Here is a 19,356-nt window from a genome sequence, read left to right as displayed (position 1 = left end):
TAAATAGGGATTAATAAGAAATTCGGGAAAAGAGCTCTTGCCTGTTTCATGATGAGGCTCCATCAGTTTTTGTAATATATTTTGTTTTTAAAAGTGCTTTCAGGAAATATTCTGCCCATATGTACATCAACAGAGAACCTATTCCATTGCCTATGACTAAACCCCACCAGGCTCCTACTTGTCCCATATTAAAGGTAAAAGCCAGGAGAGCTGCAAAGAGAGGGGTAAAGACAATAGTTCTGAGGAGGGTAGCAATCAGGGAGTTAAGACCTTTTCCTGCTCCCTGGAAAAAGGAGGATGAAAAGAGGCCAAGTGCAAGCATGGGATAGAAAGTACACATCACACGCAGGAAGTGCGCAAGATCGTCAGTTATGTGGGTTCCACCTTCTGACTGTGTAAATATAGACGCTATCGGCATGGCAAAAGCAAAAATAAAAGCCCCGGCTACACATTCTATTAGGAATCCGACTCTGGTTGAGTAGGAAAGGGCAGCCTTTGCCTTTATATAATCATGGGCTCCGATTGCAGCCCCACATACGGAAATTACGGCAGTCGCCATTCCCAATAAAGGAGAAGTTGCAATTGTCGCTATTCTCCATCCCGTCGCATAAACTGCAACTCCGTCAGTGCTACTTACAAGCACAATAATGTAGTTCATGAATATCATTGACAGGGACATGGAAAGCTGCTGGGCTGAAGCCGGAAGTGCAACACTGAAGATCTCTTTTATAATGCTTTTCTCAAAGCGGAAATCCTTGAAGTTAAAGGCTACATAGGTATCTTTCTTGAAGAACAGCCAGTTTGCCATCATAACACAGGATACCCCTATAGAAAGTACAGTAGCCCAGGCTGCACCTGCAATTCCCATGTTCAGAGTATATATGAATATGGGATCAAGGATAACGTTCAGTACCCCGCCTAAAATCATAGCCTTCATAGCTCGTTTCGAATCTCCCTCGCTTCGAAGAATCGCATTGGCTACATTGGAAAAGAAAATTATAATGCTTCCAAGAAAAATAGCTCTGGCATACGCTACTGCAAGTCCTGTAGCTTTTCCGGCTCCTGCAAGGGCAAAGAGCTGAGGGGCAAAGAGATAAAACGGTACTGTAAATGCAATAGAGAGCAGGATAATTACGATTATGGTATGTACGGCTACATTGTCTGCACCGGCTTTATCCCTGGCTCCGATCATACGGGAGATTGCAGATCCTCCTCCTATGCCTATTCCGTTTGATAGAGCCATGCTTATAAAGAAAAACGGGAATACAAAACCCATTGCTGCAAGGGCGTCGGCTCCAAGTCCGGAAACCCAGTAAGTATCAATAAGGCTGTAAATTGTCTGCACGGACATAGCAACTATCATTGGGATTGACAGCTTTATTATGGCTTTTTTCGGATCTCCCTGCAGGATTTTTACGCCATTCGTCTCTTTTTTTCCTGAATAGCCGGCAGAAACTTCACTTTCATCTTCATTAATTTTCATCTATTGCATCTTCCTTAACAAACCGTTTTTAAAACAGGTATTCAAGTTTTTAAGACACTTTCTGTAGTACTCGGCTCTTCTGTATTATATCTTCTGTATTGAAAATTAACAGTATGCTTTCTTTCTCACATAAAGGCACAGTTATCTACTATCCAAACGTTCCTGCAGGTCTTCCGGCTTTTTCTCTGTTTTCCCGGTACTTTTATTTCAGGATCACTAAAGTATGTGCAGTACGTTTCAGGTTGTAGAGCCGTACTTAAGTGATACTCCCCATATTTGATCTCAAAATGGAAATTTGGTGCTTACGTTACTTGCTATCTAATTTTTCATCATTCCTTAGTTACGATCTAACGCTCACAGTACATGCAAATAGCCTTTTCGCATTCTTCATTCTGGAATTTCCACTTTAATCCCCAGCGTTTAATTGCCTGTATTATTTTTACGAAGTCCACTCCGCTTTCGGTCAGGTAATATTCGGATTTTGGAGGGTTTGTTGAATTATCAATCTTCTTTTCAATCAGGCCTTCAGTTTCCAGTTCTGTCAGCCTCTCGGAGAGAATTTTGGGGGTTATGTATCCAAGTTTCCTTTTAAGCTCATTAAAGCGCTTTTCCTTTTTTTCCCCTTTGTGTAGCTCCAGAAGGATATGGATTGTCCACCTTTTCCCGATGATATTCATTGTCTTGTAGACTGTACAGTCTTTCATGGTATAAACATAGAAACTGTCCAATATATAAATTAGTATCTCTAATATACTAATATCAAAAAAATACTAATATACAACATATTTTATAAAATATGTGCATGTAATTTCTTGTAAAAGTCCCCAGATCTGGCAAAAATAACGTCAGAATTCCTGGAATTTAACTATGTAGTAAATTCAGACAGTTTGGAGTGAATGATAATCATGAAGGACAACTTACCGGAAAAAGGTGCCATTGTTCAGAGAGACCGTGAAACCTATGCAATCGCCCCTCATATCCCAGGAGGAATTGCTGACCCAAAAACCCTCAGGAAGATAGCCGACGTTGCGGAAAAATATGGCGCTGCTGCTCTTAAGATGACTTCTGCCCAGAGGATTGCAATCGTGGGCCTGAAGGAAGAAGATCTTGATAATGCATGGGCTGATCTGGACATGAAACCCGGTGCAGCTGTAGGGCTTTGCGTAAGAAGTGTAAAGTTCTGTCCTGGGACCACTTTCTGCAAGCAAGGAAAACAGGATGCAGTAGGCCTGGGTCTGAAACTGGATGAAAAATATCATGGAATGTCGATGCCTTCCAAGTTCAAGATGGCAGTTTCCGGTTGTCCGAACTCTTGCTCTGAACCTGCCATTAAGGACATAGGGGTAATGGGCACTGCTAAAGGATATACCCTGATGGTCGGAGGTGCTGCAGCTGCAAGTCCAAGACTTGCTGAGGTTGTCGCAAAAGAACTGTCAGAAGAGGAAGTTCTTGATGCAATCGAGAAAATCGTTAATTTCTATAAAAGCTCTGGTACGAAAAAGAGACTTGGAAGGTTCATTGAGGACATAGGCCTTGAGAGTTTCAAATCTCAGGTAGGCCTGTGAAACCAGGTAAGCTTTTGTGTGGTGTGTTTTACCAACTCTTAACCAAGGATAAATCCAGAATTTCAGGTGCTGAAATTCATAATACTTTCCAAGTATCGGAAAAATTTTACCGACCAGGCATATATGTGAACATTATATTAGTATAGAATCTAACTGATGGATGATATTATAATAGAATCTAACTGATGGATGATATTATAATGGAATCTAACTGATGGATGATATTATAATAGAATCTAACTGACAAATGGATATCAAAAGAATCTAACTGATAAATGGATATCAAAAGAATCTAGCTGATAAATGGATATCAAAAGAATCTAACTGATAAATGGATATCAGAATTGAATATTAGTGTAATCAAAAACGTTAGAGTGTTCACATAAGCCTGGTCGGTATTAATACTAAGGCACGGTGTTAAGGCATAATGCTAAGCTAAGGCATGATGCTGAAAAACAAAAAACTATGGTCAAAAGGGGAGAATTAATGAAAGTTACTGAGATGAAATCCTCACCTGAAAAACCGAATCCTCACAATGTGAGTGTCCGGATGCTCTACAATACCGAGCACGTTCAGGCAGTACATATAGAACTTAAGCCAGGGGAAGCTTTAAAAAAACATATTACTCCTACAGATGTCTTTTTCTACATTCTGGAAGGAAAAGGTATTGTTGAGGTTGGCGACGAACAACAGGAAGTCAGTCAAGATATGCTGGTTGAGAGTCCTGCAAAGATCCCTCACCGCCTTCTGAATCAGGGAGATGGAATTTTCAGGGTGCTGGTCGTAAAGGCCCCAAGGCAAACCGAAGCTACACGTATGCTATAAAGTGTAAAGCAAGTGTAAGAACGGCTATCTGATTGTTCAATACGAGATATGAATGGAAGAAAATGCAAAACCTACAAAAATAGCGGTCGTGCGCTGCGATATCGTCTCGGAAACCTGTCCGGGTGTAGGCTGCTTTAAGGCTTTCAACGAAAGAAAGTCACACTTTGAGGCCTACGGTGAAAATACTCAGATGATCGCATTTTTCACGTGCGGAGGTTGTTCGGGCAGGAGAGTGTACCGTCTGGTGAACACCCTCAAGAAGCATGGCCTTGATGCCGTACATCTCAGTTCCTGTATGCTTATGGATGGTACTTACCCTAAATGTCCTAACCTTGATAGTATAAAAAAGACAATTCAGGATGCAGGAATAAAAGTTGTGGAAGGCACTCATCACTGAAGAACTCACTCTTGGAGACAATTCACCACTAAGGCAACTCATCACTGAATACAGCTGTTGATAAAAAGGTTTATAGACAAGAAATATATCAAAAGCTGAATAAATAAATACGCAAACGAGGAAAATATGTCTGTGGAAGAGAACAAGGCAATAGTTCGCCGATTTTTTGAAGAAGGTCCTTCTAAAGGAAATATAAGTGCTGCTGACGATTTGCTGTCACCCGATTTTGCTATGCATGTACCTCTTCCTGCTTCTCCGGGAATTGAGGGAATAAATGAAGTAATTACTGCATGCAGGGCAGCTTTCGAGCACCTCAATGTTACAGTCGAGGATATGATTGCCGAGGGTAATACCGTAGCTGCACGTTTTACAGCTAGCGGGGTACATAAAGGTAACTTCATGGATTTGCCTGCTACAGGCAAGCCAATAACCATGACCGGTATAGAGATTTTCCGCATTAAGGACGGTAAGATCATTGAGTTGTGGGGCGAAGCTAATCTTCTTGGCCTGATGCAACAGCTAGGGATTGTTCCTGCTCCTTAATACGAGGGTTAAACTTTATCAGGTACAAGGTATTATTTATATTTTTTGAGTTTAATTTATATTTCTTGAATTTAAATTTTCATAATAAATATAACTTACAAATGAGATAAGGTAATAAAATGAGCCATGATATAACTCGGGACCGGAATATCGAAGAAGATGAAAATTACGATGGTGCAGACCTTGAGCTTCGTGACATTCCCCTTCCAAAAACAGGCAATATCCTCTACTCGATTTTAAACTCTTTAAACCATAATATTGCAAACTTTTATGCTTACACGAAGTTCAAAGACTATATCTCCGAAAAGACCCTGGATATAGAACTTCTCCAGAAAAGCATGAGCATCCATAGGGATTTTTTAGCCTTGTTCCTGCATACCAAAGAAGAGCTGGTATTCGTTTATCCCGATCTTCTGGAAAAAGCTGAGAAACTGTTATTCAGAGGAGAAAAAGACGCAGACTTCGTAAATTATACCCGCAAGATGTGTAAATTAATAAATGACTATAAGAAAATGCTGCACAAGGAAGGGTATTTGCCGGGTCTTTGAATGAAACTCTCACTCTACGATATCTTGTATATTTTGTTACTGACACAATTAAAATATATTTTTCAATCAAATATTTCAATGGGGGTCAATTTAACGGTAAAACGAATGATAGTAAAAATTGATGAAAAGAAATGTACAGGCTGCGGAAAATGTATTGCGCCCTGTGCCGAAGGTGCTATTAAAATCATTAATGGGAAAGCAAAGGTAGTATCCGAGGAACTCTGTGATGGTATGGGTTTTTGTATCGGTATATGTCCCGAAGGTGCACTATCGGTGGAAGAAAGGTACACTGTCGAATTTAACCGGGAAAAAGCAGAATCGCAGCCCAAACAAAAAGACACTTCCATCCACTGTTTCATCTGTGGGGCAAGCGAAGACACCAGCTATCTCCTCCCCCTCAGGCACAACATGCAAAGTATGTGGGTATGTACCCGCTGCCTCCCTAAACTGATTCACGGCTAACTCTTTCAACAAACCGTTGAGCCGCAACCGTTGCGCCGGTTGATCACGCCGATAGGGTTAGGGGATAAGTTTTTCAAATCTAAATGTTGTCAGAGATTTTCAACCAAGCCTTTTTTCAAAAGGTTTGCGGTTAAGCTTTTTTAAAAAGGCTTGTGATCACGCAGTCATGACATTTTAGATTTAGCAGTTTTTTTCGCTCAAGCCTTTTTTGAAAAGGCTTGCGGGCAAACAGTTTTTTTAAAGGGTATAACCATGCCTGCCAAGTGATCCAAAAAGAAACTTGAGTAAATCAATTTTTCTTAGTGCATTGAGAATCTAACCTTTCTTGCCCTTAAATTTGCAGTTGTAGCTCAACTCAGTATCTTCATTATAATTCAGCCCTCTTGAGCGAACAAAGTGAGCGAAAAGGGCCCCGTGCTCCCGAAGCGGAACTCGGGATGTGGAACTCAAGTGCCTACTCTGGCTTTACATAAGTTTTTCCCTCTAGCCACATTTTGAGTTCTTCCTGTCTTTCAGGACCTATTATTCCGGTATCCACATCTTCAAAAGATTTAAGCAAATCTTTCTGGACAGTCGGTGAGAGATAGGCATCAGCCATCGGAAAAAGCTCATTTTCCTCCTTGTCAATATGCAGAGTCAAAAGTTGCATATAGGCTTTTGAGTACTCAACCATAGCAGAGAGTTCCCTATTTTCCTCTTTCTCGAAAATGACTTTATCAATTTCATTAATATATTGCCTTTCCTCTTCGTGTTCTTTTTTAAGGGAGGTTATCAGTTCTTTTGCCCCTAAAACTCCTGCTTTTTCCATTTCCGGGAAGAAGTAAATTTCTTCTTTTATATAGTGAGATTTTTCAATAAATTCTTTAACGAATACTATGAATCCTTCAAGGTTATTCTGTTCAACACTTCTCCCAGATTCTATTTCCGCACATATTTCTTCAAGGACTGGCAGTATTACTTGTTTGATAATCCTGTGTTCCTCTCTTAAGTCATCTGTCGGTGTCATACTACTCCCCATTGCCTCTTGAAAGTAACTTCGATCTTTTTTTATCCTATAAATATAGCAATCTTGTTCAAGAACAAAACCTTAGAATCCTATATAAAATTTTTAGAACTCTATTTAATATTCAATTTCAATACCCAACAATAATAGAGTGATCCATCAATAATAAGCTTATATTACTCTAGAAAATACAGACAGTAACGCTACATTCTCTTTATCGATCCAGTTCAAAATTGAGTGTAAAAATTATAGAGTGTAAGAATTATAGAGTGTAAGAATTATAGAGTGTAAGAATTATATTATCATTAAACAAATGAGTTTGGAGAAAAAGCATACTCAAAAACATTTGATATTATTGAAAATGAATGGAGTTTCTGGATTGAAGTTTTTTTAGAAATATTTTTAAGTTTCCAATTGTTGAATTACCTATGCAAAAGAAAAGGCTTCTTCAGGACATCGGGCTGACGGCTTATGAAGCATCTGCATATCTTTCTCTCTTAAAATTCGGAGTCTCCGAGGCAAACCACATCGGCAGGGATGCTGACGTACCCTATGGGAAGATATACACTGTTCTTGAATCACTGGCAGGAAAAGGTTTTGTAGAAGTCCAGGCTTCGAGGCCCAAAAAGTTCAGGGCGGTTGATCCTGAAATTGCCTTAAATTTATTTTTTGAGAGGCGAAAGTCCGAGTTTGAAAGAGAAGTCATAACTTTAAAGGGTTTTATTGAAGAGGTAAAACAGGTTTTGAAAACCATACCTACTCAGAAACGAAAAGATGAGGTCTTCTGGACGACTGCCGTAACCGAGTCCGAAATCAGGAAGTTTGCTGTTTCTACCTATGGAGAAATAAAAAAGTCAGTACTTATAATTCCTCCTTTATTCGGAATGCCCATCGTTCCTAGCTTGCTGCCTGAAGTTCTAAAAGCTATTGACCGAGGGGTCAAAATCAGGCTGCTGGGATCTCATCGCTTTACATCTCTTTCTTCTCTGATTTCACTGCTTGGAGATGAGGATTTCGACAAGTTCAAAAAGGGTATGAAGATAAGGCTTGTCCAGAAGAGTTTTAATTCCTGCTTTGGCACCTTTGACGACAGTGTTGTAGTGCTGTTTCAGCTCCATCCTCAGGATAATGACCGCATCCTTTCGGTTGTGAAAATCCGGGATGCAGGGCTTGCGAAAAATCTGAGTAAGGAATTCGATCTCCTCTGGAATGAGGGAGAAGAGTTTGATTTTGAAAAAGTTACTGGAAGATAAGATTTTCCGAATTATCAGGAATAGATAAATAACATATATACAGATACAATACTACTATTATACTAATAACCAGTTGAATTATGACCGGTTAATTACAGTGGGGGTTAGCAAATATGGAAGAACATGGGGAAGGATGTTGTGGAGGACGTCAGGAAGAACACGGAGACCTCGAACATGAAGAGTTACTGGAAAGCATGAGCGAGAAGCTGGGTTTTACTCCTCATATCCTTGAGATCCTTGGAGAACTTGACAGCGAATCTCTTAAAAAATATAACAGATGCAATAAGAAACTACTTTCTGACGGTGCCCTACCTGCAAAAACAAAAATCCTGGTAGCACTTGCAGTCGTTGCAGCCAAGCAGTGTGAAAGGTGCACGGTTGTGCAGATGCAGAGTGCACTAAAGAATGGGGCTACCAAAGAAGAAATTATGGAACTTATGGATGTTATATTCATAACTTCAGGAGCACCTGCAGTAGCAGCTTGCAGGGATGCGTTAAAACTGCTAAAGTCAAAATCCTAAAGTAAAATCCTTTAATTTTACAAAGAGTTATATTTTACTCTTGTAAAGTCTTTTTTAAATGCCTGTAAGCCTGAATATAACAGTTAAATACTAATAATACCGAAAAAACTGTAGAATTCTCTAACAATGCCTTTAAATTATATATATTAGACTTTTTTGAAAGCAAGTTAGTTTAAAATGCTTTCTTGAAGAGTCCGTTGAAAGCAAATTAGTTTAAAACGCTTTCTTAAAGAGTCCATTCTTAATTCCTGCTTTTCAGTCCGGCATTCATGAATTTTTCCTCCTGATTATTCATAGTTTTCCATTTCAAGGTTATCCAGGCAATAAGCAATCGAATGCGAACTTTTGCGCCCTTCAGGCAGGTATCTCCAGCTACTACGGCTACGCAGAATTCCGTAGTATTCATCAGATTAGTTGTTTATCAGATTAGTTGTTTGGACTGCCTCATTTTGATTTCCAGCACCTCACCAATCTCCCTGAAACATCCTGTAATTTCTGTGGCTTTTTACATGCGTCCGTTCTCTCGCGGCATAATCTGTAGTAGGAACAACCTGAAAAACCATAAGGAAGTTCTCCAATCTCCTCAGGCACCAAAACCTCAAGTGACATATACCGTGCTGCATCCAGGAGAGCACGCGTATAAGGATGCAATGGTCGGTCAAACACATTCGTCCCTTCCTCAACAATCTCACCTTCATACATCACCAGTACCCGATCAGAAACAGCCTTCGCCGCCTCCAGGTCGTGTGTAATAAACACCAGGCTGAGACCGCGTTTTATCTGAATCTCCTTTAGCATCGTCACAATAAACGCCTGCACCGACACATCAAGCATCGAGGTCGCTTCGTCACAGACCAGTAACTCAGGCTTCAGAGCAAGCGCTCTTGCAATTACAATCCGCTGCAGTTCCCCTCCTGACAGTTCGTGAGGATATCGGGTCTTGTGTTCCGCAGAAAGCCCTACCTCTGCAAATAGGGCATCTACATTTGCCGAAATCTCCTCTCTGGAAAAACCTCCGCAAATAACAAATGGCTCGGCAACCGATTTTTCAACCGTCCATCTAGGATCAACCACATCATCCGGATTCTGGGGAATCAGCTGGATTTTCCCCATAAACTTCCGAAGATTCTTCCAGCTCATTCCTGTCAATTTCGTCCCGTTGAAAAACACTTCTCCGGAAACCGGAGCAAGTTGCTGGACAAGCATCTTTGCAAGTGTTGATTTACCACACCCCGACTCCCCGACAACAGCCACCGTCTCGCCCGGAAAAAACTCAAGATCGACGCCGCAGACAGCGGTTTTTTTAACTGTTTTAATCAGTCCTGAGGTGTAAACATAATGCAGATTATCTGCCTTAAGCATACATCCAGCACCTCACACATCTTCCATTTATTTCCACAACCGGTGGATTCTTCAGGCACCTGTCCGCTTTATTCGGGCATCGAGGATGAAACCTGCAGCCTTCCGGCACCTCAATCATCGAAGGTGACGGGCCTGGAATTGGATGCATGCCACGCTCCGGCACCGCATCTAAAAGTGCCTGTGAATACGGATGCAGAGGTTCTTTGAAAAACGGTTCCTTCTCTGCAATTTCTATAATCTGCCCGCAATAGTTTACCGCGATTCTGTCTGACATAGCTCGGGCAAAACCTACATCATGCGTAATTAAAAGAAACGCACAGCCTTTAGAGGCAACCTTTTGAAAAATTGCTGCAATATTGCGCTTCTTAAGCACATCAACGCCTTTTGTCGGTTCATCAGCGATAATCAGTTCAGGATTTGCAGCCGTTCCCATTGCAACCATTGCTCTTTGTAACATTCCGCCGCTGTACTGGAACGGGTATTCCCTTTCCCGCACTTCAGGAGGAGTGATATCAAAATACTTCAGAGCCTGACATGTCCTGGACTTCGCATCTTCTTTACTCATTCCAAGATGTGCCTGCATTGGCTCTGCAACTTGAGTGCCAACCCTTATTCCGGGGTTCATTGCAAGATATGGGTTCTGAGCAATTGATGAAACTATTTTGCCGCGGACTTTCTGCATTTCCTTCTCGGAAAGAGCTGAAATTTCCATACCTCCAAGTTCCACTTTGCCGGAAAACATCGCATTCAGGGGAAGTAGCCGCATTATTGCCTGGCCAAGAATTGACTTACCGCTGCCTGACTCCCCAATCAGTGAAAAAACCTCGTGTTTGTTAATCGAAAATGTCGCATTATCAACCGCGTGAACTGTTCCCTGCTCAGTCGGGATTGTTACGGAAACGTCGGATACTTTCAGCAGTACATCAGACATGTCAGAACCTCCCTTCAAGTTCAATATTTTTCATCTTTTGGTCAAGTGCATCCCTCAACCCGTCGCCGAAGTAGTTGAATGCAAGAACAGTTATCATTATAAAAAGACCCGGGAAAAGCATTAGCCAGGGAGCAGTTGTGAAATATGTACGGCCTGCATTCAGCATTGCACCCCATTCCGGTGTTGACGGCTGCACCCCAAGTCCAAGGAAACTTAAACCGGCCGCTGCCAGAATCACATTCCCTATTCCAAGCGATGCCATAATCAAAACAGGAGATATAATGTTAGGAAGAACATGCTTTATCATTACATAAGCGTTTGAAGCACCAATCCACCTGGATGCCCGAACATAGCCTTTTGTCTTGACATCAAGTGTTGAACCTCGTGCAACCCTTGCAAATACCGTCCACTCGACAGCAATTAAAGCAAGCATCATGTTTTCCATCCCCTGTCCCAGAAACGCTGTAATTGCAAGTGCCAGAAACATTGACGGAAAAGCAAGAAAACTGTCCGTTAGCCGCATGATAATCTCATCCAGCCACCCTCCGTAATACCCTGCCAGAACGCCAAGCATCACTCCTATTGCAAGCGAAATGCTAACAACCGCAAACCCGACTAAAAGTGATGCTTGCGCACCGTACATGACCATTGTAAGGATATCGCGGCCAAGGTTATCGGTCCCGAAAAGGTGGTTGGAAGACGGAGGCTGCAGACGGTTCTGCAGGTCTTTTTCCGTGTAATCATATGGAGCTAAAACACCGGCAAATATCGCCATGAAGATAAGCCCGCCGAGAATTATCAGGGAAAGAGCTATCTGTCGGTTTTTAAGAAGTTTTATCATAGCGTATCTCCGGATTAGCCCAAACGTAGACCAGGTCTACAAAGAAGTTGATCAGAAGGAAAATTACGGCAACAAAGAGTACTGAACCCTGTACCATCATATAGTCGTGGGAAAGAATTGAGTCCACCACAAGATTTCCAATGCCTGACCATCCGAAAATTGTCTCAACAACAACCGAGCCGTTTAAGAGAAAACCAATCGACAGACCGATCACCGTGATAACCGGAACAAGTGCATTTTTCAACGCGTGCCTGATAATGACGATTTTTTCAGAAAGTCCTTTTCCACGGGCGGTCTGGATGTACTCCTTTCCCATGACGTCCAGCATGCTTGAACGGATCATTCTCACCATTACAGCTGCTGACCCTGTCCCGAGAACAGCAGCTGGCATAATCATGTAGCTGATGTCTGTCCCGTGGCCGAATCCGGATGCTGGGAGCCAGTGAATAATTACCGAGAAGAAAATTATCATCAAATAGGCCTGCCAGAAGTTCGGAATGGATACTCCGAGAAGAGCGCCAAAGCGACAAGCGTCGTCAACAATAGTGTTATGCTTCAGAGCTGAAACTACGCCGAGAGGGATAGCGATAACAAGAGCAATTGCAAGGGCAAGAACGGAAAGTTTCAGCGTATTCTCGAATGCATTCAGAACAGTTTCAAATACAGACTGTTCGCTCATGTACGAGTAGCCAAAGTCTCCGACAGCTGCGTTTTTGATCCAGTTCAAATACTGGATGTAAAACGGCTGGTCAAGACCGTGGGCTATGCGGAAAGCTTCAACAGCTGCTTCATCATATCCACCCGAGGGACTCGTCATCATAATCTCTGCCGGGTCGCCCGGCGCGATATAGATGAGTGAAAAACTCATGAATGAGATAAATATGAGAACCGGGACGAGATACAGAACCCGACGGATGAAATACTCATTTAGCATTGCAGTACCTCTTGACAAGCTCAACGCTTTCTTGCAGAGATGAGGTATGGAGGTTCGGATGCTACAATCCCCTTGGACCATGTTTCAGCAAAAATGCGTTATATACCTCATCTGCAATTTTGTCTTCCATTTTTATTCCTCAATGTTTTATTCCGGTGGCAAGATACGGAACAGATAAATAGTCATAACCTTCCGGATCGCATCTTTTCATATACTCTGCATACTCGGGAAGAGATTTACAGGAGACCTCGGAAAACCCGTTATTTTCCATGATGGCTGTAATCATTTCAGGCGAGTTACTGTCATAAAGCGGAAGATACTCAATTAACTCATCATGATTTCTTTCTTCCGGGTTGTAATTTCTGTTTGGTACGTATCCTGGCTGAAACCATTGACCATCGATTGCAAGAATTCTGCCCCCGGGTATCAGGACTCTCAGGCATTCACTGAAGAATTTGTCATGGTCCGTTAGCGTCCAGAGAAGGTGCATGTTTACGATAATATCAAACGTACTATCTTCAAAAGGCAGGTTTTCTCCGTCACCTGCAACAAACCTGATTGACAAATTGCGGTCCTTTGCCCCTTCTTTTGCACGTGCAAGCATCTCTTCCGAGATATCAAGAGCAGTGACATCGTGTCCCATTTCGGCAAAAACAAATGCCTGGATGCCAGGCCCTGTTCCAATATCAAGGACATTGAGTTTCTTACCAGCTGGCAGCTTCTCTGAAAAGAGGTTTTGCATCAGGAGGATCTCTTCATCAAGGTGGTCACGATACATTTTCCGATAATTCGGACTAATCTTGTTCCAGTGTTCTGTAATTTTGTCTTTCATTTTTTAATCCCTCAGGCAAGTTCCATTTCCTTTGTAATGAATGTGTATTCGTTTGGATAAATTTCAAAACCTTTGAGATTGGGGGAAAGTCCGTCAATTTCCTTCTTGTATGCGATACAGACCAGTACCGCATCATTCTGGACCTGTTCCTGAATCATGTCGTAGAGTTTTGTACGTTTTTCTTTGTTTGTCTCAGCCCTTGCTTCAAGAATCCACTCATCAACCTGAGGATTGGAATAGCGGAGCCATGCAGATGCATAAGTTCCGGTTGAAAGGAAGTGGCTTGATACGAAATAGTCAGGGTCTCCTACAGGTGCGACACCCCATGAATAGAGTGCAAGGTCATAATTTCCTGATACTGCATCGGCACTAATTGAGTTTGTTTCGGCAATTTTTATTGTAGTAGTGATGCCGATTTTTTCAAACTGGGCGGCAATTACTTCTGCCATTGGCTGGTGTGCTGCCTGTTTTGTATAGGTCTGGATTTCAATTGTGAACGGTTTACCGTTGTAATAGAGTCTACCATCACTTCCCTGCTTGATTCCCGCTTCGGTAAAGAGTTCAAGAGCTTTTTCAGGGTTATATTCGTAAGCTTCAATCCTGTCGTTCGCATTCCAGGGCATGATGTCCGGGAATATTCCAGCTGCTGGAGAGCCGGCAACACCTTCAAGGGCTGTATCAACGATTTCCTGGCGATCAATTGCATAATTAAGTGCCTGGCGAACCTTTACATCGTCGAACGGTGCTTTTCCTTCGTTAATGTACATGAAGTAAGTTCTAAGCGTTTCTTTGGATACGATATTAGTGTCAGGGTCAGCTTCAAGGTCTGCGTACTCGCTTTGCAGGACATCTCTTGTAATGTCAACATCGCCTGATTTGAGCAGAAGAGTTCTTGCAGCGGCATCTTTGCTGTACTGGATAATTATTCTGTCAATTTTTGGCGCTTCACCCCAGTAATCGGGATTCTTTACCAGTTCTATACTGGCACCCGGTTCAAATGAGACAAATTTGTATGGTCCCGTTCCGACAGGTTCGGTATCAAGATTTTCTGCATCAGGACTTACAATTGACATGACTGTGTCCGTGAACATGAGAATAGTTGGTGCATATGATTCATTTGTTTCAACGACGACTGTGTAGTCATCGGTTTTGTAGACGTTTTTGAGAAAAGAGTATTCTGATGACCTGCTGTTTGAGGGGTCAAGAACTCTGTTGATGGAATAAATCACGGAATCTGCGTCCATTATAGTTCCGTCATGGAAGGTTACGTTCCTGCGGAGCTGAATTTCCCACTCGGTATCATTTAACTGTTTATAGCCTGTTGCAAGTTCAGGCTGGAGATTCATATTTTCGTCGTAAGAGAAGAGAGTCTCATAGATTCCTGTTCTTCGCATAGGCCAGCCTTCCCATGAAATGGAAGGATCAAGGCTTCCTCCTGTATCAGGGCCAGTTGTGAGAGCTACACGAAGAACTTTTTCTTCAGAGCCCTCTGTCTGAACACAACCCGAACAGATGACGACTGCAATAAAAAAAATTGTCGTGCAGGCAAATGATAACTTCGTCCTTAACGCCATGTCAATACCTCTTCCAGTAGAAAAATTGTAATTATCCGGCTGGATAATACGGCATATCGTAATTTCCAGCCCGGATAAAACAACATCAACATTCATTATTCACTTCACCAATCTTTTCCGGGATGAAAAACCCTTGAAAAATATCCGTTTTCAGACATCATATAATTTCAGAGATTGTTCCCGGCATGTTGTCGTAAAAAGGAAGAGATCGTTCAGAACTTCGCTGTGTAAGCTTTATCCTTTACTGATCTCTCCGAGAACACCTTTCTACAAATAACATCAAACCTGCTTTCTACAAATAACATCAAACCTGCTGTCTGCAAACGGCAGTTTTTCCTCATTTCCTCCTGCAAATTTATGCAAATCCGATGTCCTTGGTGATGATTGTATACTCGTTTGGATACATCTCAAAGCCTGTCACATTTGATGACAGTGCATAAATTTCGTTGGCATAGAAAACGGGCAGTAGTACTGCGTCTTTCTGAATCTGTATCTGGATTTTATCGTACAGCTCAGCACGTTTCTTTTCGTCAGTTTCGGTTCTTGCTTCAAGAATCCATTTATCTACCTGAGGATTGGAATAGCGGAGCCATTTGGACGCGTAGTTGCCTGTTGAGAGGTAATGGCTTGAGAGGAAGTAGTCCGGATCCCCGGTAGGTGCAGTGCTCCACGCGGCAAGTGAGAGGTCATAATTTCCTGCAACCGCGTTTTCCGTAAGTGCAGCACTTTCCAGAATTGTGACCTTTGAGGTTATACCAATTTTTTCTAACTGTGAGGCGATGATTTCTGCACTCGGCTGAAGAGCTGCACGTTTTGTGTAGGTCTGGATTTCAACGGTGAATGGTTTTCCGTTGTAGTACAGCTTACCATCTGTGCCTTTCGTGATTCCTGCTTCTTCGAAGAGTTCCAGAGCTTTTTCAGGGTTATAGTCATAGGATTCGATCTGATCGTTTGCGTTCCAGGGCATGGTACTTGTGAATATTCCTTTTGCCGGGATCCCGGAGACTCCTTCGAGTGCTGTATCAACGATTTCCTGGCGGTTGATCGCATAAAAGAGGGCCTGGCGGACTCTGGTGTCATTGAATGGGGCTTTGCCGCCATTTATATACAGGAAATATGTCCGCAGCGTTTCTTTAGAAGTGACGTTTATATCAGGGTTACTCTTAAGTGCCGAATACTCGCTCTGGAGAGGATCTCTGGAAATGTCGACATCTCCTGATTTTATCAGCATTGTTCTTGCCGTACTGTCTTTGTTGTACTGAATAAGTATACGGTCAACTTTGGCCTCGCCATCCCAGTAATTAGGGTTCTTTTCGACTTCAAGGCTTGCACCCGGTTCGAAGGAAACAAACTTGAAAGGACCGGTTCCATCCGGCTGTTTGTCCGCATCAACAATGCTGGGACTGACTATAGACATGACGGGGTCTACAAGGGATGAAATTAATGGAGCATAGACATCATTAGTTTCAATGACAATAGTGTACTCACCAGTCTTTCGTACATCTTTGATGAAGGAGTACTCTGATGACCTGCTGTTTGACGGATCAAGCACTCTTTTCAGCGAGAAGAGAACCGCATCTGCATTCATTTTTGTTCCGTCGTGGAAGGTTACATCCTTACGGAGCTGAATTTCCCACTCGGTATCGTTTAATTGTTTGTATCCGGATGCGAGTTTAGGCATAAGGTTCATGTCTGCATCGTAGTAGAACAATGTTTCATAGATGCCTGCCTGATGGACATACCACCCTGTCCAGCCGTTGGCAGGATCAAGACTGCCCCCGGTATCAGGACCTTCATTAAAAACCACGCGGAGGACTTTTTCTTTAGACGCCTCCCCGGTATCAACACATCCTGCACAGAGCAATGCTACAATTAGAATTACAGCAACTGCAGAGATGGAAATTTTTGTTTTTTGCGCATTAAATTCCATTATTAACACCAATACATAAATATTTAGTTTATTAACATTGTTTTTAACTAGAGTATGCGGAGTATAGTTAAAATGTGTGATTTTATTTTATATCTGTATATTTAAAATGTATGATTTTATTCCATATCTATCCGGTAAGTGTGATTAAATACAAATTTTATTTGAATCAAAAATTATTCAGTAAGCCGTATATGTGACCTGGCAGATATTGTGTTGCAGGTTTAACCAGACTACAACATCCTGGGTTTGATAACTCGTTTTCAATCTAAGAGAGCTTTTTCAGGATATGGCATCCTCCATTTAGACCATTTTATTTATTTTTACCATTCGGAATAATATTATGAAGAATAGATGTATAACTTAATCGTTATTTATTTCAGTTAAATCAGAAAATAAAATGCATAACTATTAATATATTGTTAATTATGATGAGTTAAGCAAATTATTATTATAAATAGTAATACGTATTGTCTTATTCATACGCAATAAAATATAATTTTATGGAAAAAGATACCAAAATACAAATTACCATACAGGCGTTCGGAATTCACTCATTATTATGCAAACATAAGAGGTTAAGGCCTTTATTCGGGATGAGATGCCGTTAATCCAAATTAATCATGTTACAAACATTTCGCTCTGGATAACAATGTTGTTCCGGATAGAAACGGTTTGGTGCCAAGTTTGTTTGAGGAATAGAAATGACAGATGGAATATTAGAAATGACAGATGAAACACTAAAAATGACAGATGAAATATTAGAAGTGAAAGATGGAATATTAGAAATGAAGGATAAAATTTTAGAGTACTGGGACTACAGAAGTTCTGATTATCATACGGAATATGCCAAATGTATGGATGAAGAAATGGAGATTTGGAAATCTCTGTTTTATGAAATACTGCTAACGGATAAAAAAATCCGTGCCGTAGAAGTAGGAACAGGTCCTGGAATTCTTGCAATCTCTCTTGCCGCCATGGGGCATGATGTAACCGGTGTGGATTTGTCAGAAAACATGCTTGAAAAAGCAGCGGAAAATGCCAGAAAAAAAGGAGTAGATGTTTCTTTAGTACAGGGAGACGCAGAAGAAATTCCTCTAAGTGATGGAGAGTATGATTTCGTTTTGAGCAAATATCTTCTCTGGACCCTGCCTCAACCGGACAAGTTTATGAATGAATGCTCCAGGCTTTTAAAAGACGGCGGCCTTATGATGATAATTGATGGTTTGTGGTTCCAGAACCCTGACGGGACAGAGAAGGAAAGCAGTCGTAATGACAGATTTAATGAGTTGTATTCTGGTGTTAAGCTGAACCTGCCCCTTGCGAAAAACAATACACCTGAGAGGATAACCGCCCTTGCACAATCCCATGGGTTTGAGGCTGTTTCATGGAGGTTCTTGAAAGATTATGATGCTTTTTTGGAACGGAATGATCCGTCCGGCCATTCGTCAGGGTATATCCAGCCTCCGCATATGATTCTTGCAAAGAAAAGAAGTCAGACTTGATTAATCTTTTTTGGTCCTTCGTAAGTCAAACTTGATTTGACTCTTCGTAAGTCAGATTTGATCAATCTCTTCTGACTCTTCATAGTTTTGTATAATCAAGTTGTTGACTTAAGGCCTTAAACACCTGCAGGGGACTTCCTCATTCACCCTATTTTATTCTGAAGATTGCTATCATATAGAAAACGCGAAGATCAGAATCTTATTTGTGGCCAGCGTTTACAAAACCGGCGAATATACTGTTTTTTAATTAATTACATAATTATAGCCAGAATTAGTAATTTTATAGACAAAATATTATATCTAAATTAATTGCTGAACGATGCAAGACATATATAATCAAAAATTGAATTAAGTTTCCTTTTATACTTATTTAGCATGAAAGTACGGAACAAAACTGGCTCGCAATACTCCTTTTGATGTTCTGCTCCTTATCAAATTTAAGCCTTTTATGGCAATTCACTGATTAGTTTTCTGACGGTTTTGAGAAACCAAAATAAGGACAACCTTACTGCCTATAATAATGAGGCATTCAATATTAAAAAAAGGGGAAGGTAGAGTACTTTCATTTAGTTGTGCATATTATTCGAAGAATTTCATGTACGTTTTCGAATATAAATTGGGGCACACAGACACAATTCCATAATCTAGTGATTTCTCTTATTGTTCTTTCCTCAAACCTACAATTTTCTCTGCTAACTACCTCAAAAAGCTGCAATAATCTTGAAAAACAAATTCTTTGGCATTTTTGCCAAAGAATCAGTTTATTCATTAGATATTTTTTTTGAATATTTTATCTAAAATCAATACGCTCCGCTACTTTCTAAAGTGAAACTTTTATCAAAATAGCTTA

At 41.2% G+C, this 19,356-nt stretch carries 20 protein-coding genes; 9 read left to right on the top strand and 11 right to left on the bottom strand.

Features of this window, described 5'->3' with window-relative positions:
- Nucleotides 1-46: 46 nt before the first annotated feature.
- Together ASJ81_RS15330 and ASJ81_RS15325 are read right to left on the bottom strand one after the other, a co-directional pair.
- Nucleotides 47-1,483 carry an MATE family efflux transporter gene (locus ASJ81_RS15330; RefSeq protein ID WP_095645137.1) on the bottom strand — a complete coding sequence of 479 codons (1,437 nt, stop codon included), beginning with the start codon at nt 1,481-1,483 and terminating at the stop codon, nt 47-49.
- Between the two features lie 347 nt (nt 1,484-1,830).
- On the bottom strand, nt 1,831-2,187 hold the full coding sequence (locus ASJ81_RS15325; protein ID WP_048110186.1) for a winged helix-turn-helix transcriptional regulator: 357 nt from the start codon (nt 2,185-2,187) through the stop codon (nt 1,831-1,833).
- Between the two features lie 201 nt (nt 2,188-2,388).
- Here ASJ81_RS15325 and ASJ81_RS15320 point away from each other — a divergent pair, with 201 nt between their 5' ends.
- The 6 genes from ASJ81_RS15320 (at nt 2,389) to ASJ81_RS15295 (ending at nt 5,823) form a co-directional block, all read left to right on the top strand.
- Nucleotides 2,389-3,048 (top strand): NAD(P)/FAD-dependent oxidoreductase, encoded by a 660-nt coding sequence (locus tag ASJ81_RS15320; protein ID WP_095645136.1) that lies wholly within the window; start codon nt 2,389-2,391, stop codon nt 3,046-3,048.
- 486 nt (nt 3,049-3,534) lie between these two features.
- Entirely contained in the window at nt 3,535-3,873 is a 339-nt protein-coding gene (locus ASJ81_RS15315; RefSeq protein ID WP_095645135.1) for a cupin domain-containing protein, read from the top strand.
- A gap of 52 nt (nt 3,874-3,925) precedes the next feature.
- Nucleotides 3,926-4,270 carry a CGGC domain-containing protein gene (locus tag ASJ81_RS15310; protein ID WP_095645134.1) on the top strand — a complete coding sequence of 115 codons (345 nt, stop codon included), beginning with the start codon at nt 3,926-3,928 and terminating at the stop codon, nt 4,268-4,270.
- Nucleotides 4,271-4,396: 126 nt separating this feature from the next.
- On the top strand, nt 4,397-4,813 hold the full coding sequence (locus ASJ81_RS15305; RefSeq protein ID WP_095645133.1) for an ester cyclase: 417 nt from the start codon (nt 4,397-4,399) through the stop codon (nt 4,811-4,813).
- A 119-nt stretch (nt 4,814-4,932) separates the two neighbouring features.
- Complete coding sequence (locus ASJ81_RS15300) at nt 4,933-5,361, top strand: hypothetical protein (protein WP_095645132.1); 429 nt, start codon at nt 4,933-4,935, stop codon at nt 5,359-5,361.
- Between the two features lie 105 nt (nt 5,362-5,466).
- Nucleotides 5,467-5,823, top strand: a complete 357-nt coding sequence (locus tag ASJ81_RS15295; RefSeq protein WP_245860205.1) for an ATP-binding protein — start codon at nt 5,467-5,469, stop codon at nt 5,821-5,823.
- Between the two features lie 454 nt (nt 5,824-6,277).
- On the opposite strand, the gene ASJ81_RS15290 is transcribed toward ASJ81_RS15295, so the two are convergent.
- Nucleotides 6,278-6,829, bottom strand: a complete 552-nt coding sequence (locus ASJ81_RS15290) for a hemerythrin domain-containing protein (protein ID WP_170943342.1) — start codon at nt 6,827-6,829, stop codon at nt 6,278-6,280.
- Nucleotides 6,830-7,254: 425 nt separating this feature from the next.
- Between ASJ81_RS15290 and ASJ81_RS15285 the strand changes: the two genes are divergently transcribed.
- Together ASJ81_RS15285 and ASJ81_RS15280 are read left to right on the top strand one after the other, a co-directional pair.
- A complete protein-coding gene (locus ASJ81_RS15285; protein WP_095645130.1) occupies nt 7,255-8,079 on the top strand; it encodes a TrmB family transcriptional regulator in 825 nt (274 codons plus the stop codon).
- Nucleotides 8,080-8,192: 113 nt separating this feature from the next.
- A complete protein-coding gene (locus tag ASJ81_RS15280) occupies nt 8,193-8,600 on the top strand; it encodes a carboxymuconolactone decarboxylase family protein (protein WP_095645129.1) in 408 nt (135 codons plus the stop codon).
- A gap of 241 nt (nt 8,601-8,841) precedes the next feature.
- Here the strand turns inward: ASJ81_RS15280 and ASJ81_RS22905 are convergent, their stop codons facing one another.
- The 8 genes from ASJ81_RS22905 to ASJ81_RS15245 all read right to left on the bottom strand — a co-directional run bounded on the left by ASJ81_RS22905 (nt 8,842) and on the right by ASJ81_RS15245 (nt 17,004).
- Nucleotides 8,842-9,006: a hypothetical protein gene (locus ASJ81_RS22905; RefSeq protein ID WP_170943341.1), complete on the bottom strand. Its 165-nt coding sequence runs from the start codon at nt 9,004-9,006 to the stop codon at nt 8,842-8,844.
- 38 nt (nt 9,007-9,044) lie between these two features.
- On the bottom strand, nt 9,045-9,962 hold the full coding sequence (locus ASJ81_RS15275; RefSeq protein WP_095645128.1) for an ABC transporter ATP-binding protein: 918 nt from the start codon (nt 9,960-9,962) through the stop codon (nt 9,045-9,047).
- Nucleotides 9,955-10,893 carry an ABC transporter ATP-binding protein gene (locus ASJ81_RS15270; protein WP_095645127.1) on the bottom strand — a complete coding sequence of 313 codons (939 nt, stop codon included), beginning with the start codon at nt 10,891-10,893 and terminating at the stop codon, nt 9,955-9,957. Before ASJ81_RS15270 ends, ASJ81_RS15275 begins: the two co-directional genes overlap by 8 nt.
- 1 nt (nt 10,894) lies before the next feature.
- Complete coding sequence (gene nikC / locus ASJ81_RS15265; RefSeq protein WP_095645126.1) at nt 10,895-11,734, bottom strand: nickel transporter permease; 840 nt, start codon at nt 11,732-11,734, stop codon at nt 10,895-10,897.
- Nucleotides 11,718-12,668 (bottom strand): ABC transporter permease, encoded by a 951-nt coding sequence (locus tag ASJ81_RS15260; protein WP_095645125.1) that lies wholly within the window; start codon nt 12,666-12,668, stop codon nt 11,718-11,720. Before ASJ81_RS15260 ends, nikC begins: the two co-directional genes overlap by 17 nt.
- A gap of 139 nt (nt 12,669-12,807) precedes the next feature.
- The gene (locus tag ASJ81_RS15255) at nt 12,808-13,500 is read right to left on the bottom strand and encodes a class I SAM-dependent methyltransferase (RefSeq protein WP_095645124.1); all 693 of its coding nucleotides are present in this window, start codon (nt 13,498-13,500) and stop codon (nt 12,808-12,810) included.
- 11 nt (nt 13,501-13,511) lie between these two features.
- Nucleotides 13,512-15,170 carry an ABC transporter substrate-binding protein gene (locus ASJ81_RS15250; RefSeq protein ID WP_245860203.1) on the bottom strand — a complete coding sequence of 553 codons (1,659 nt, stop codon included), beginning with the start codon at nt 15,168-15,170 and terminating at the stop codon, nt 13,512-13,514.
- A gap of 259 nt (nt 15,171-15,429) precedes the next feature.
- On the bottom strand, nt 15,430-17,004 hold the full coding sequence (locus tag ASJ81_RS15245) for an ABC transporter substrate-binding protein (RefSeq protein ID WP_095645123.1): 1,575 nt from the start codon (nt 17,002-17,004) through the stop codon (nt 15,430-15,432).
- A gap of 701 nt (nt 17,005-17,705) precedes the next feature.
- Here ASJ81_RS15245 and ASJ81_RS15240 point away from each other — a divergent pair.
- Nucleotides 17,706-18,506 (top strand): class I SAM-dependent methyltransferase, encoded by an 801-nt coding sequence (locus ASJ81_RS15240; protein ID WP_245860201.1) that lies wholly within the window; start codon nt 17,706-17,708, stop codon nt 18,504-18,506.
- Nucleotides 18,507-19,356 lie beyond the last annotated feature (850 nt).

This window comes from Methanosarcina spelaei (genome assembly GCF_002287235.1).
GTDB classification, from domain to species: Archaea; Halobacteriota; Methanosarcinia; order Methanosarcinales; family Methanosarcinaceae; genus Methanosarcina; species Methanosarcina spelaei.
Note: the sequence above shows the minus strand (reverse complement) of the source record. Positions and strands in the feature narration are given on the sequence as shown.

What these genes read in the sequence shown, in the direction of transcription:
- ASJ81_RS15330 (WP_095645137.1), bottom strand. Translation starts at nt 1,483, where the DNA reads ATGAAAATTAATGAAGATGAAAGTGAAGTTTCTGCCGGCTATTCAGGA.
- ASJ81_RS15325 (WP_048110186.1), bottom strand. Translation starts at nt 2,187, where the DNA reads ATGAAAGACTGTACAGTCTACAAGACAATGAATATCATCGGGAAAAGG.
- ASJ81_RS15320 (WP_095645136.1), top strand. Translation starts at nt 2,389, where the DNA reads ATGAAGGACAACTTACCGGAAAAAGGTGCCATTGTTCAGAGAGACCGT.
- ASJ81_RS15315 (WP_095645135.1), top strand. Translation starts at nt 3,535, where the DNA reads ATGAAAGTTACTGAGATGAAATCCTCACCTGAAAAACCGAATCCTCAC.
- ASJ81_RS15310 (WP_095645134.1), top strand. Translation starts at nt 3,926, where the DNA reads ATGGAAGAAAATGCAAAACCTACAAAAATAGCGGTCGTGCGCTGCGAT.
- ASJ81_RS15305 (WP_095645133.1), top strand. Translation starts at nt 4,397, where the DNA reads ATGTCTGTGGAAGAGAACAAGGCAATAGTTCGCCGATTTTTTGAAGAA.
- ASJ81_RS15300 (WP_095645132.1), top strand. Translation starts at nt 4,933, where the DNA reads ATGAGCCATGATATAACTCGGGACCGGAATATCGAAGAAGATGAAAAT.
- ASJ81_RS15295 (WP_245860205.1), top strand. Translation starts at nt 5,467, where the DNA reads ATGATAGTAAAAATTGATGAAAAGAAATGTACAGGCTGCGGAAAATGT.
- ASJ81_RS15290 (WP_170943342.1), bottom strand. Translation starts at nt 6,829, where the DNA reads ATGACACCGACAGATGACTTAAGAGAGGAACACAGGATTATCAAACAA.
- ASJ81_RS15285 (WP_095645130.1), top strand. Translation starts at nt 7,255, where the DNA reads ATGCAAAAGAAAAGGCTTCTTCAGGACATCGGGCTGACGGCTTATGAA.
- ASJ81_RS15280 (WP_095645129.1), top strand. Translation starts at nt 8,193, where the DNA reads ATGGAAGAACATGGGGAAGGATGTTGTGGAGGACGTCAGGAAGAACAC.
- ASJ81_RS22905 (WP_170943341.1), bottom strand. Translation starts at nt 9,006, where the DNA reads ATGAATACTACGGAATTCTGCGTAGCCGTAGTAGCTGGAGATACCTGC.
- ASJ81_RS15275 (WP_095645128.1), bottom strand. Translation starts at nt 9,962, where the DNA reads ATGCTTAAGGCAGATAATCTGCATTATGTTTACACCTCAGGACTGATT.
- ASJ81_RS15270 (WP_095645127.1), bottom strand. Translation starts at nt 10,893, where the DNA reads ATGTCTGATGTACTGCTGAAAGTATCCGACGTTTCCGTAACAATCCCG.
- nikC (WP_095645126.1), bottom strand. Translation starts at nt 11,734, where the DNA reads ATGATAAAACTTCTTAAAAACCGACAGATAGCTCTTTCCCTGATAATT.
- ASJ81_RS15260 (WP_095645125.1), bottom strand. Translation starts at nt 12,668, where the DNA reads ATGCTAAATGAGTATTTCATCCGTCGGGTTCTGTATCTCGTCCCGGTT.
- ASJ81_RS15255 (WP_095645124.1), bottom strand. Translation starts at nt 13,500, where the DNA reads ATGAAAGACAAAATTACAGAACACTGGAACAAGATTAGTCCGAATTAT.
- ASJ81_RS15250 (WP_245860203.1), bottom strand. Translation starts at nt 15,170, where the DNA reads ATGAATGTTGATGTTGTTTTATCCGGGCTGGAAATTACGATATGCCGT.
- ASJ81_RS15245 (WP_095645123.1), bottom strand. Translation starts at nt 17,004, where the DNA reads ATGGAATTTAATGCGCAAAAAACAAAAATTTCCATCTCTGCAGTTGCT.
- ASJ81_RS15240 (WP_245860201.1), top strand. Translation starts at nt 17,706, where the DNA reads ATGACAGATGGAATATTAGAAATGACAGATGAAACACTAAAAATGACA.